Source organism: Bradyrhizobium sp. CSA207 (assembly GCF_029051685.1).
In the GTDB taxonomy this organism is placed as follows: domain Bacteria; phylum Pseudomonadota; class Alphaproteobacteria; order Rhizobiales; family Xanthobacteraceae; genus Bradyrhizobium.
Window position 1 is genome coordinate 109,555 of record NZ_JAACFT010000017.1, and the last position, 12,488, is coordinate 122,042.

At 61.7% G+C, this 12,488-nt stretch carries 14 protein-coding genes; 4 read left to right on the top strand and 10 right to left on the bottom strand.

The features are described 5' to 3' along the window. Positions 1-99 precede the first annotated feature (99 nt). The 6 genes from GWG65_RS20475 to GWG65_RS20500 form a co-directional block, all read right to left on the bottom strand. Entirely contained in the window at positions 100-1,722 is a 1,623-nt protein-coding gene (locus GWG65_RS20475; RefSeq protein WP_275197348.1) for a hypothetical protein, read from the bottom strand. A 677-nt stretch (positions 1,723-2,399) separates the two neighbouring features. Further along, positions 2,400-2,756 carry a DUF1629 domain-containing protein gene (locus GWG65_RS20480; RefSeq protein ID WP_275197349.1) on the bottom strand — a complete coding sequence of 119 codons (357 nt, stop codon included), beginning with the start codon at positions 2,754-2,756 and terminating at the stop codon, positions 2,400-2,402. A 71-nt stretch (positions 2,757-2,827) separates the two neighbouring features. Further along, on the bottom strand, positions 2,828-3,112 hold the full coding sequence (locus GWG65_RS20485) for a hypothetical protein (protein ID WP_275197350.1): 285 nt from the start codon (positions 3,110-3,112) through the stop codon (positions 2,828-2,830). Continuing rightward, positions 3,099-3,875, bottom strand: coding sequence for a DUF4261 domain-containing protein (locus tag GWG65_RS20490; protein ID WP_275197351.1), 777 nt, complete (start codon positions 3,873-3,875; stop codon positions 3,099-3,101). Before GWG65_RS20490 ends, GWG65_RS20485 begins: the two co-directional genes overlap by 14 nt. Positions 3,876-4,453: 578 nt before the next feature. After that, the gene (locus GWG65_RS20495) at positions 4,454-4,729 is read right to left on the bottom strand and encodes a hypothetical protein (protein WP_275197352.1); all 276 of its coding nucleotides are present in this window, start codon (positions 4,727-4,729) and stop codon (positions 4,454-4,456) included. A 178-nt stretch (positions 4,730-4,907) separates the two neighbouring features. Next, positions 4,908-5,213 carry a hypothetical protein gene (locus tag GWG65_RS20500; protein ID WP_275197353.1) on the bottom strand — a complete coding sequence of 102 codons (306 nt, stop codon included), beginning with the start codon at positions 5,211-5,213 and terminating at the stop codon, positions 4,908-4,910. A gap of 288 nt (positions 5,214-5,501) precedes the next feature. On the opposite strand from GWG65_RS20500, the gene GWG65_RS20505 reads away from it, so the two are divergent. From GWG65_RS20505 to GWG65_RS20515, 3 genes are all read left to right on the top strand, one after another. Next, complete coding sequence (locus tag GWG65_RS20505) at positions 5,502-5,687, top strand: hypothetical protein (RefSeq protein ID WP_275197354.1); 186 nt, start codon at positions 5,502-5,504, stop codon at positions 5,685-5,687. Between the two features lie 248 nt (positions 5,688-5,935). Further along, on the top strand, positions 5,936-7,222 hold the full coding sequence (locus GWG65_RS20510) for a divalent metal cation transporter (protein WP_275197355.1): 1,287 nt from the start codon (positions 5,936-5,938) through the stop codon (positions 7,220-7,222). Between the two features lie 134 nt (positions 7,223-7,356). Then, positions 7,357-8,571, top strand: coding sequence for a mandelate racemase/muconate lactonizing enzyme family protein (locus tag GWG65_RS20515; RefSeq protein ID WP_275197356.1), 1,215 nt, complete (start codon positions 7,357-7,359; stop codon positions 8,569-8,571). Positions 8,572-8,605: 34 nt separating this feature from the next. Here GWG65_RS20515 and GWG65_RS20520 read toward each other — a convergent pair whose 3' ends face one another. From GWG65_RS20520 to rocF, 4 genes are all read right to left on the bottom strand, one after another. Then, the gene (locus tag GWG65_RS20520) at positions 8,606-8,890 is read right to left on the bottom strand and encodes a hypothetical protein (RefSeq protein ID WP_275197357.1); all 285 of its coding nucleotides are present in this window, start codon (positions 8,888-8,890) and stop codon (positions 8,606-8,608) included. 112 nt (positions 8,891-9,002) lie between these two features. Beyond that, the gene (locus GWG65_RS20525; protein WP_275197358.1) at positions 9,003-9,545 is read right to left on the bottom strand and encodes a cytochrome c; all 543 of its coding nucleotides are present in this window, start codon (positions 9,543-9,545) and stop codon (positions 9,003-9,005) included. Beyond that, positions 9,532-10,803, bottom strand: a complete 1,272-nt coding sequence (soxC, locus tag GWG65_RS20530) for a sulfite dehydrogenase (protein ID WP_275197359.1) — start codon at positions 10,801-10,803, stop codon at positions 9,532-9,534. Before soxC ends, GWG65_RS20525 begins: the two co-directional genes overlap by 14 nt. Before the next feature lie 165 nt (positions 10,804-10,968). Continuing rightward, on the bottom strand, positions 10,969-11,946 hold the full coding sequence (gene rocF / locus GWG65_RS20535; RefSeq protein WP_275197360.1) for an arginase: 978 nt from the start codon (positions 11,944-11,946) through the stop codon (positions 10,969-10,971). Between the two features lie 274 nt (positions 11,947-12,220). Here rocF and GWG65_RS20540 point away from each other — a divergent pair, with 274 nt between their 5' ends. Beyond that, positions 12,221-12,481 carry a hypothetical protein gene (locus GWG65_RS20540; RefSeq protein WP_148738681.1) on the top strand — a complete coding sequence of 87 codons (261 nt, stop codon included), beginning with the start codon at positions 12,221-12,223 and terminating at the stop codon, positions 12,479-12,481. Positions 12,482-12,488: the final 7 nt, after the last annotated feature.

Below are 12,488 nucleotides of genomic sequence, written 5' to 3' on the forward strand. Positions count from 1 at the left end.
TCTGGTCCCGAACTCTTTCGACGATGCCATTCTGGCAGTGTTTTGCCCGACGAGTCAAACGACCGACTTCGAATGGCATACACGACTCCATAACCATCTTTACTCCGGCCGAAGGAACGGCCGTATCCAGCGCGAGAACCACTCCTCAGCGTCATTGCGCGGATTGCCTGGGCCATCCACTCCGAAGATCGGTGGCGGAATGAGGTAGCTCGGCTCATCCCCGAACATACCGATCGGCTTGCTCATCTGCGATGGTCGACCGTCAGCGATCGGCATGGTCCAGTTGCCAAACCGGTCGTTGAATTCCGTGGAAGGCAGATATGGGACTGGCGCGCTCCCTGACACGAACACGCTACCCGCATTGGACGCGTTCACGCGTGTGAGACGCCGAACCTCTTCGGGCGCGACCGTTCCTGCGGCAGGAGGGACTGGGACTTCTTGGGTGTTCGATGGCTGGGCCGGCATGCTGCCAGCCGGCGTGTCGGTCCAGTTTCCGAAGCGATCGGCAAAGTTGCTGGCATGAGCTGCTTCACGATCAAGCGCCTTGTCGTCGGTCGGCGATCCAGGCGCAGACCAAAGAGAGTTGCTTTCGCTTATGCGAGGGGTAGCATTGCTCGAGACGAATGCGTTGTAAGGAGTTGTGCCTGCAGAGAAGACGCCACCGGCACTGCTCTCTGCTCCGCTCTCCGCGCCGGCCCCGCGAGCCGACGCTGCCCTCGCAGCGCCTAGCACTCCCCATAAGGCCAAGAATTCCGGGGCTACTGCCGTGAGCGCGGCGAGTGCCGCCACACCATACAGTGCATTCGGCGGCGTGCCGACGGAAGGGGCGTCCGGCTCGAGGATCGGTGAGCGCTCGGAGAATGGTAGGGGAGCTCCAGTGGCCGGATCGAACTTGAGAACCAAAGGATCGTTCGGGACGGCGGTGCTGGGAGGTAGTTGCCCAAGCCCTTCCAGCGCCGGATTGGAAACCGGAAATCCCCGCAGTCCATAGGAGAGAAGCGGATTGCTCGGCGTGAACCCTTCCGGCTGATTCAGCCCCTCAAGAGGAGGTGGAAAGAAGCCCGGCAGACGAGTGTCGACAACCGTCGGAATGAGGCCCGGAAGACCTGGAACAGGGCCGACCGCGGTGAATTGCAGCGAGATAGGAGAGCCGTTCGGGTCTCTCTTGAAGATTTCGATCCTGTCCGCCAAGCCAAGGCTGCTGGTCGGAGAGAGAAGCGGCCAACGCAAAGCCGCATTGCGCTGACCGGCGCTGTGAAGCTGGTGGATGGTCTCCTGCATCTGCCGGATCTGCGCTTGATTGTCGGCGGCATATTTCCTCCAGTTCGCGAACCATTTCTCGTTCTCTTCATTTGCCTCTTCACGCGTCATTCCCGTGGGGGTATTGGCAAACAAATGGCCGTTCCCCAGTGCGTACTTGGCAGCGGCGACAAGCTCGCTCACGTCGGAAGCCAGTTCGTCCAGCGCCAGTTTATCGCCGGCGAGAGCCGCACCGAATCTCGGAGACGCTTTGACCGCCTCAAGATACTTAGAAAACCCGTCGTAGTAACTTCCGAGATGCCCCCCTGTGTGCGGGCTCGAACTGAGATCGCTCGCGAGGCCCTGCCCTGAAGGCAAGGCCATAAGATTTCCGATCGCGTCATGGTTGAACTGGCCCCGCAGGAAATAGATTACCGGATGATCTGCAAATTGCTGCGCTAGGACGTGATGAGTTGGAAACATGCAAATACTACTTCCTGACGCACGCCAGCATCCGAGCTGCGAGATTTTCAGCTGGCGGCTCCGATCTGAGATGCGTGACGGATGACCAGCCAGGAGGGCCGGTCGATTCATTTGTCGCTAAATATCGATGCGCCGCGCGAGCAGACGTTGCAGTCTGACCGACAGCCATCTTTAATGCAGGTGTCTTCTAGGCTGGCGTAACCGCCGTAGCCTTCTGCGCTGTCGGAATGAAATTGGCGCACGCGCCCATCTATGCCGCCATCTGTGCAGATGGTCTCGAATGTGGCGTTTACGGAGCGGGCTCACGAACGCTGAGGCCGCTTAGTCTCAACGTGTCCCAATTTAAGGAAATTACGCCTGAACGATCCAGGATAGTCAGCGGCATCGGTAAATCCTATGCCTCTCGGGCCGGCGGATTCACGTGCGTCCGTCACTGCTTGATCGCAGATCATCCCGGATGCAGAAAGCGTAGACATGAGCAGAACCGACAGCCTCTTCTCTAAAGACGAGGCGGATCTTGCCATCAGATTGTACTTCTTCCAGCGCCCCGGAGCAGCCTCGCGTTCTGACCTCAGCTATTTCGTAACTACGCCCGACGGTAGGCTTTACTTACCAGCCAGATCAACCGCAACGAACGTCATCAATTCTCGGCCGAATCGGTGATCAAACACGCCAGCTTAGTACTTGGAGGCATCTCTAAATCCGATCCCTCGCATGCCCGCTTCTTTGCACGCATCCTTGACCGTTTGGTCGCAGACGATCTTCTGACGGAGAGAGCGCAGCCTGAAGATATGAACGGCTCCCACACTCTCCTCTTTAAAGAGAAAGCTCGACGACCCCAACGTCAGGTATTCCTTTCGGCCTGGCGCTGGATAAGTGATATTGACACGTGATTTCTCTTCGTCGAGCGCATCAAGAAGTCGAATAACATCGCAAAGCCAGTAAGTCGGCGCGGCGCTCCCATCAGGGTATCGCATCTCGCACTTGACGAAGGCAACTCCCTCCGCATCTAACGATTCGAGGAGCGTCTTCATGCGATCGGAAGCTAGTCAGTAGTCATGGTAGAGTTCCCAACCTGTGGGCGCCCGACCAAGAGACCTGTCGATCAACAATCTTGGCGGTTCAGGGAAAGGTTTGAAGCCTCGGTCTGGAGGCGCACCGAGCGCTCGTCGCCCGCCAGTGAGAGCAGCAAGATCTCGCATCCTGCGGCCGTCTCAAATCCGCCAAGCTCGACAAAATAGAACTTTCGACCTTTCACCTTGCGATGGCGCTTGTCCGCGGAAGACTGAATCATATCTTTCGTTCTCGTGGCTCCAGCCATAACTCTCAGCGACGGTCCCATGGCGGACGCAGCAGGAGGCGTTTCGTCGAGCCCACTATTTGATTTCATCGCTACATCGGAACACAGGCAAGCCGCTAAACACGTCCGAGTTCTTGTAGTGAACGGCGAAACGCTCATTCTCGTCTACTCCGATCGTGTCGCCATCCTTGACCACGTTGCCGTGCTCAATCAGATAAACCGCAAATCCAGCCACCTTGTCGATCAATGCTGGCAGAGTGAGCTTGCCAGTCTCGAACTGGACCTCGCGACCGACGAATGCGGACAGGCCCATCGTAACCGCGCCGATCTTCACTTCCGACCGATACGGCAGTATGTCCGTCCACAGCGTGAACGGGTAATCGGGAAACGACGCAAAGGACCGGGTGGACATCTCGAGCCAAAGCTCGGCCGGCCGCGCCACCTTGCCGCCCCACACCACGGCACAGCATTCCGGCATCGTCGCAACCAACGCGCCAATGACGGCGGTGGTGGCACGCGCCGCAACCAATGGCTGCTGGTTTTCACCGAGCGTCGAAACGATCAGGTGCCCTCGATGCCGCGCCGCCACCGCCTTGCCGTCCGGCCAGGAGCTGGCCGCGCGCGACCAAAGGCCGGGATCCTGCGGAATGGGCGCCGGCATCGACATGACGGCAACGAGCTCGTTGCCACACCGAATGAGCAGAGAGTTCGCCTGAGTCTGTTGCGCGCCGGCGTCGTCTGCTAGATTCGTTGCCAATTCGGGATGCCGGGCGTGGAGGACTCTCACAACCGCCGACATATCCGGCGTTGCCGGAGTGTCCAATAAGATGAGGGAGAGAAGCGAATTACTCATTGACTTCCTCGCGACAGTTTCAAAACGCAACTGACCATCGTCGTCGACTCGCCCACAGGTTGAGCTCAAGTCAATTAGAACAAAAACGGAACATTGTCAACGGAGTCTTCGCTTCGGGGCAGCGCAGCCAATTCTCGCAAAAGTTCATCGAGACAGACGGCTGCGCCGGGGCGGCGCTGCTGATGGACACATAGCAACCTGGAGACCGGATACGACGCAGCGTTCAAAGCGACGCCCGCGCCGTATCGCAAGTACGGCCTAATGATCGGGACACATTGAGCGACGACCGGCCGGGCGCCCTCAACCAGTTTCACGCGCGTTCCGGGGGTAACTTGCAGAGTGTCCAATGATGGCACTGTACAGGTGTTTTGCCCGACGCGTCAAAGCGACTTATACAAATCCGAAGTCGCCAGCCGCAGCCCAGGCTCCGCTGATGTAGGCAGCAAGGCCCGCCGAGGCTGATCAAGCGGTCGCTTTTGCTCAGGTGATATGCCTGCCCAAGCACGTCGAGGTTGGCGACTGATCGGTCTCAGCAACCCAAGTCCTCCGTGTGCGCCGAACTCGCGGGCCCTCGCATGTCAGCTCAAGGCGCGGTTGACCGCGCCCTTCTCCTCCGCAAGCTTCCGCGCGATGTAGGCGTCCACCGTTTCGGCGAACGAGCGCTGCACGCCGACGGCGGCGCCGTGCTGGTCCAGGGCGTCCTGCTGCAGCACGCGCAGGACGATCAGGCGCGCGCGTTCCGGGGTGACCTGCAGCGTGTCGTCGATCGCGCTTTCGGCGAGCCGGATGGCACCCGGATCTCCCCGGGAGATCAGCGAACGGAGCAGGCTCTGGCACTTGTCTAAACCTTGCACCTGTTCAGCCCTGTCCGCGCGCCGATTTCGGCTTCGGCTTCCGGACGGGCTGGGTGTGCGTTCCGAACAACGCCAAAAGAAACGCGACTTCTTCCTTCGAACCGACCTGGATCATGACTGTCTCCTGTTAGACCCTTTGGTCGGAGCCAGCGGCCGCGGCGTTCAGGACTATCTGGTTTCAGCAATGTTTCAGGCGTGTTTCGTCGGGCTGAAGGCGTCCCGCAGCCGTGCTTTGCTTGCCAGTGATGATCCGTCCCGAAAGGAACGCTGCGAACGGTGATCCGTTGCAAGCTCGATGTACAAAGACGCGCTCTTTGATCAGTTGAGGCAGATCGAATGCGAGGTTGTCGAAGGAGAGCGGCAGCTTGCAGCGCAAGAGGCGCGTGTCATCGAAATGAAGAAACAACATCAGGACATCACCACTGCCCAGGCCGAGCTCGAGATGATGCGCTGCAACCAACGCCAGCGTGAGCACGACCGTCAACGTCTTCTCTATCTTCTTCAGCCGTAGTGAGTTTCAACAGCGGCCGAAGTGGAGACATCGCCAAGACGTCCTCCTGTGGGCCAATGCAGACGCGCACCATAAACCCACGATAAGGGTGTCTCCGTGACGGCCTCGCTACGCCGTTTGCTTTGCCCGACGGTTCCAACTTTAGTCAAATGCCCCATATCGGATTCGGCGGAATGAAATCTGTCTGCGCCATGCTGGGGCATCAACCGCCGGCAATTGCGGCGCAAAAGGATACCGGAGCCGCCGAAGGAGAAACCGCCGATGTACTACGTCGCCGCCGCATTATTGGTGCTGTCGGGACTGTTCTACTCCGCGAGCCATCACGAGCTCGGCCAGTTCGGCACGAACATGTGCAGCTATGGCAGCGCGTTCTGCGACAACCCCCTGATCGTCTTTTCCGGCGCGGCGCTCGCCGCGGTCTGGGGCATGTTCGTCAGCATCAAATAAGCGAGCCAACCGGGCCTTGCCGCCGGAGCGACGAAGCCCGCCGCCGGCACCGGGGCGGGCTCGAAGCAATTTTTGGACGATATAGTTCTACACCTGTTTTGCCCGACGGAGCACACGCGTTTCGTATAATCGGAAACAGCGCCGGCACCGGGGCAAGCCCCCGGAACTTTCGTTCCTGCTTTAGCATTTGTATGCGAAGCCGGGCGTCCCCAGACCCGGGGTCGTTGGTGCGGAGGAGACGCCCGTGCATGCATAGGACCGCCGTTTCCCCCGCCAAATCCGCGCTGACACTGCTGCAAAGGCTGGGGCCGGGCCTGGTCACCGGCGCAGCCGACGACGATCCCTCCGGCATCGCCACCTACTCGCAGGCGGGCGCCCAATTCGGCTTCGGGCTGCTGTGGACGGTGTTTCTGACCACGCCGTTCATGATCGCCATCCAGCTCGTCAGCGCGCGGATCGGGCGGGTGACCGGCAAGGGGCTCGCCGCCAATGTCATGCAGGTCGCGCCGCGCTGGACGGTGCTGGCGCTGGTGTTCATGCTGGTTGCCGCCAACACCTTCAACATCGCCGCCGACATCGCGGCGATGGCGGAGGCGCTCTCGCTCGTCATCGGCGGGCTCAATCACGAGCACGCCCTGATCTTCGCGGCCGGCTCGACCCTGCTCGAGGTCTTTTTGCCCTACCGGCGCTATTCGCCGGCGCTGAAATTCCTCACCCTGGCGCTGTTCGCCTATGTCGCGACCGCCTTCACCGTGAAGATCCCGTGGAGCACCGCGCTGCTCGCCACGGTGTGGCCGAAGCCGAATGTCAGCGCCGAGTATTTCCTGATGATCGTCGCCGTGCTGGGCACCACCATCAGCCCATATCTCTTTTTTTGGCAGGCCTCCCAGGAGGTCGAGGAGATGAACCACGGCAGGCATGACAAGCCCCTGCGGGAGCTCAAGCACGGCGGCAACCCCGAGATCGACCGCATCAAGATGGATACCATCTCCGGCATGCTGCTCTCCAACGGCATCGCCTTCTTCATCATCCTGACCACGGCATCGGTGCTGCACGCGAACGGCGTCACCAACATCAACTCGGCCACCGAAGCCGCCGAGGCGCTGCGGCCGCTCGCCGGCGATTTCACCTTTGCGCTGTTCGCGCTTGGCATCATCGGCACCGGCCTATTGGCGATCCCGGTGCTGGCGGGGTCGGCGGCCTACGGCGTTGCCGAGATTTTCGGCTGGCGCGCCACGCTGGAGGCCAAGCCGGACGAGGCGGTCGGCTTCTACACCATCATCGCCACCGCAACCCTGATCGGCTTCGGCCTCGGCTTCACCGGCATCAGCGGGATCCACATGCTGGTGTGGAGCGCGGTGCTCAACGGCATCGTCGCCGTTCCCATCATGGCGATGATGATGGTTATCGTCTCGAGCGGCGCAATCATGGGCCGCTTCAAGGCGCGCCGATGGCTGGTCGCGCTGGGATGGTTCGGCACCGCGCTGATGGCGCTGGCCGTGCTCGCCCTGCTGGGCTCGTCCGTGATCGGCTGAGGCTTCGGAAGTGCTCCCGGCTGCACCTGTCCAGTCTTCACGCCGGGCCGTCCTTGGCCTAACAATTGGCACCGAGGCCGGGCTCCGCGACCCCGGCCAAAAAAACCAAGCCCGGTCGGGCAACGGGGAGCGACATGACAAAATCATCAAAAGCAACAAGTCTCGAAATCCTCGCCTGCGACGCCGGCTGGAGAAACTACCATTTCGTCAAGCTGACGACGGACGATGGCATCGTCGGCTGGAGCGAGTTCGACGAGGGGTTTGGCTCTCCGGGCGTCGGTGCTGCGATCCAGCGCCTGTCCGCCCGCGTGATCGGACAGAACGTGTTCCAGCATGAGCGCATCCATGCCGAGCTGTTCGCGGCCACGCGTCCGGCTGCCGGCGGGGTGGTGGCGCAGGCACTCGGTGCGATCGAGAATGCACTGCTCGATGCCAAGGCGAAGCTGCTGGGCGTGCCCTGCTACGAGCTGCTCGGCGGAAAGATCCGCGACCGTGTTCGGGTCTACTGGTCGCATTGCGCGACCTGGCGGATCAATCATCCGTCCTGGTACAAGCCGCCGATCGAAAGCCTCGACGGCGTCAAGGCGATCGGGCGCGAGGTCGCGGAGAAGAAGTTCACCGCGCTCAAGACCAACATCTTCTCCTATGACGACGGCAAGCCCACCGGCTGGCGTCCGGGCTTCGGCTCGCCCTTTGCGCCCGAGATCAATGTCGATCGCAAGATCCTGCGCGACCTGCGCACGCATCTGGAAGCCATCAGCGACGGCGCCGGTCCCGATGTCGACATCCTGCTCGACTGCAACTTCAACGCCAAGACCGAAGGCTATCTGAAGATCCTGCGGACCATCGCGGACCTCGACATGTTCTGGGTCGAGATCGACAGTTTCAATCCGGAAGCGCTCGGCTATATCCGCAGGCAAAGCCCGCATCCGATCTCGTCCTGCGAGACGCTGCTCGGCCTGCGCGAGTTCCTGCCCTATTTCCATCAGCAAGCCATGGATGTCGCCATCATCGACACGCCCTGGAACGGCGTTTGGCAATCAATGAAGATTGCGGCCGCCGCGGAAGCTTTCGAGGTCAACGTCGCGCCGCATAATTTTTACGGCCACCTTTGCTCGATGATGAACGCGCATTTCTGCGCTGCGGTGCCGAACCTGCGCATCATGGAGATCGACATCGACCGCCTCGCCTGGGACCGCGAGCTGTTCACGCACGAGCCCGAGATTCAGAACGGTCATCTCGTCATTCCGGACAGGCCCGGCTGGGGCACCGAGCCGAACGAAGAGGCGTTGCGCGCGCATCCGCCGAAGACCAGCAGCGGGCTTCTCAATTACGGGCGCAAGGGCTGACGTTACAAGGGCTGACGGCCAAAAGGGCTGAAGACTACGGCGTTACGGGATTGACCGTCGGGGACGTTTTCGGCCCCGGCCGCGCAGGCTCGATCGGCGATTTTGGTTCGGTGGGAAGTACGTCGGCGCCCGCGGCACGCGCGGCCTCGCCGGTGGTATGGTACATCGCAACATGCGCCGGCTGGGTCTTGGCCCGGCTCCATGGTCCATGGTCCACCATCAACATCGCAGCAATGGTCAAACCGGCCACGATCAACGCAATCACGCCGGGATGACGAAGTGCCGTAGAGATAGAGTACGCGAAACGATCAGTTACCATCGAAACATCCGCACCTTTTCCTCTGTCGGGTTAATTCAAAAGAATCCGACGAGTTCCATAGTCTTCTTAAGCAAATTTCGAGCCAAGGCGCGGGAACTCTGCGGCCGCGCGCTTACCTCTTCACATCGGGCCGCGCATCGCCGACGAACCTGTCGCGGTTCGGCATCTTCACGGCGCTAAGCGATTTTGCATCGAGCGTCGCGTCGGCTCCCACCAACCCGTTGAGGTTCAGGACGTAAGCGGACACCGCATAGACATCGTCATCGCTCAGCGACTGCGGCGCGTTCTGCGGCATGGCGCGACGGATGTAGTCGAACAGCGTCGTCGCATAGGGCCAGAAACTGCCGACAGTGCGGATCGGCTTGGCCGTGCCGATCGTGCCTTGCCCGCCCGCGAGCCTGTCGCCGAGGCCGCCCTCGCCTTTCTCCCCATGGCACGAGGTACATTGCTGCGCGTACACCTCGCGACCGTCCGCCACCGAACCACGACCCGGTGGCAGATTGCCGCCGCTGCGTCCGATGTCGATGTTCCAGCCCGCGATCTCCGCCGGTGTTGCCGGCCGTCCGATGCCGTAGGGGCTTTGCGCCTGTGCGTCGCTGACGCAGGCGCACAGAAGAATCGCGAATGCGATGCTACAAGTCTCATGCAAGCGCATTGGTCACCTCGCCGTCAGCCGCGACGCGCCAGGGCCAGATCGCATTGTTGTGGTAGAAAAAGTTCTCGCCGCGCACCGCGAGCAGCTCGGCCAGCGTCGGCTGCACGTAGCCGGTCTCGTCGATGGCGCGGCTCTGGATCACTGCGGGCTTGCCGTCCCATCGCCACGGCAGGCGGAACCGTGTCAAGGCACGCGTCAGCACCGGCTCCTGCAATCGCGCCTCCTGCCAACTCTTGCCGTCGTCGACGGACACCTCGACACGCGCGATCCTGCCGTGTCCACTCCAGGCGATGCCGGAAATCTCGTGAAAGCCGCTCGCGTCGAGACGTTGGCCGCCCGAGGGACGCGTGATGATCGACTTCGCTTCCATGTAGAAGGAATGCTCGCGTGCCGTGCCGTCCGGCAGAAGATCGGTATATTTCGAAGTCTCTTCGCGCGAATAGACCGGCTCCGCGGTCACATGCAGGCGCCGCAGCCATTTTACGCTCATATTGCCCTCGAAGCCCGGCAGCAACAGCCGCAGCGGATAGCCCTGCTGTGGGCGGAGCCGTTCGCCGTTCTGGCTGTAGACCAGCATGGCGTCTTCGAGGCACTTCTCGATCGGGATGCTGCGCGTCATTGCCGCAGCGTCGGCGCCTTCGGCAATCACCCATTTCGCCTCCGGCTTCAGCCCCGCCTCCTGCAGCACCAGCTTCAGGCTCACGCCGGTCCATTCCGCACAACTCACCAGACCCACGAGGTCCGATGCCGTCTTGCCGTAGGGTTTGCTGTAGCCGGGATTGCCCGAGCATTCGAGGAAGTGGATGCGCGACTCCGACGGGAAGCGCCGCAGATCGTCCATGGTGAAAATCAGGGGCCGCTCGACGAGGCCATGCAACATCAACCGGTGCTGCGCCGGATCGATGCTCGGAACGCCACCATGGTGCCGCTCGTAGAACAGTCCGTTCGGCGTGATGATGCCGTCGAGCTCCTGCAACGGTGTGCGGCTCGATGCGGAAATGTACTGCTTCAGCGTCTTCGAGATATTCTTGACGACGCCCTTCTCGAACGGCGAGGGCGCGCCATAGGGCTGGCTTCCCATCGGCTCGCCCGGCGCCTTCATCCATTCGGGAATGTTGGGCGGGAGGTTGTCCGTCTCGGCAGCGACCGAAGCGCCCGCGCCGAGAGCGGCGCCTCCGAGCGCAGCAGTGCCACCTTTCAGAAAACGGCGGCGCGTGGTCGTCACAGGATCATCGTCGGGATTGATCGTGCTGCTCATTGCGGACCCTCGGCTGGCTGGGCCCGCATGAAACATTCCAACGGCCGCATTTGCAATTGGCAGCTATTTCAAAAGCGGCCAATTTTGATCAGGGCTGACCCAAATCTGCCGGCTGCGAGAGCAGTTCCTTTCCTTGCAATGCACAAACGTCGCCGCGGGACAATCTCACTCGCCCGGTGCGATCGCGTTGCTCGGTGTTGGGCGGTCGGTGATCTGCTGGCCGAACAGGCTGCCGATCAGTTCGACCGCGGTGCGCGCGGTCCGGCCGCGTTCGTCCAGGAACGGATTGAGCTCGACGATGTCGATCGATCCCACTAGCCCGGAATCGTGCAAGAGCTCCATGATCAGGTGCGCCTCGCGATAGGTCGCTCCGCCCGGCACTGTCGTGCCGACGCCCGGCGCGACGCAGGGGTCGAGGAAATCAACGTCGAAGCTGACATGCAGCACCCCGTCGCTCGCCCTGACACGCTCGATGACACGCCGGATCAGCACGGCGACGCCGAACTCGTCGATCTGGCGCATGTCGGCAACCCTGATCCGGCGGGCGCGCATCAGCTCCTTTTCGAGCTTGTCGATCGAGCGTATGCCGAACAGATCGAGCCGATCGGGATCGATCGAGGCACGGGGATCATCGCCCAGCAAGCCGTCGAGGCCCGGCTCACCGCATAGGAACGCCGCCGACATGCCGTGCATGTTCGCGGTGATCGTCGTCTCCGGGGTGTTATAGTCAGCATGCGCATCCAGCCAGAGCACGAAGAGCTTGCGACCGCGCTCCTGCCAATGGCGCGCCATGGCGTTGACCGAGCCCATTGACAGCGTATGATCGCCGCCAAGGAAGATCGGAATCGCGCCGGTCCCGGCGATCTCATAGCCGCGACGGCTCAGCACGCGCGTCCAGCGCTGGATTTCCCGGTAATGATTGGCCTTGTCCGGCGGCCTGTCGTCGAGATCCCTGATTTCAGCGATGGAGAGATCGCCGTAGTCCACGACCTCGAAGTCCAGGCTATCGAGCAGCGTCGCAAGGCCGGCGGTGCGCAGCGCCGCAGGGCCCATCAGAGTGCCGCGCTGCGAGGCCCCCATGTCGATGGGCGCGCCGAGCAGGGCGATGCTCCGGCCTCGATCCGGCCTGGTCCGATCTGTCACGGCAGTCTCCCGAGGTCAGCAAGCTTGCGCCAGCCTAACAGAGATTCGCACCCGTCGTTTCACGGATCGTTTGACGAAAATGCGTCACTCGAGGAACATCCGGGAACAAAATCGCAAGGGCCGAATTGCCAATCCAAGGCCGGCACCCGCCGTTTACCACGGCGCCTGTCGCGGATAGCCAAAGGTCGTCCGACCCGCTGTTCAAACGAGCGCTCGCGAGGATAGCCAAAGGTGCCGCGCCTCATTCATCGCTTCAGAAGCGGAGTTTACAAACTTGAGCACGGAAATTCCGCAATCCCCGACTCAGCCCGGCATGGCCGAGCGCGCCATTGACGCCGCGACCGACGTCTCTCACACGATAGGTGAGGTCGCGGGCGGTCTCCGCGCCGCTGTCGACCGCCTCACGTCTGCCATCGACGAAGCTCGAAAGCCCGGCAAACCGCTCGCGACGGTCGCGGCGATCACCCGCGAAGCGCCTTTGGCGAGTCTGTTCGTCGCCTTCCTCTTTGGCGTAGCGGTCGCGCGCCGCCGCTAGAACCGAC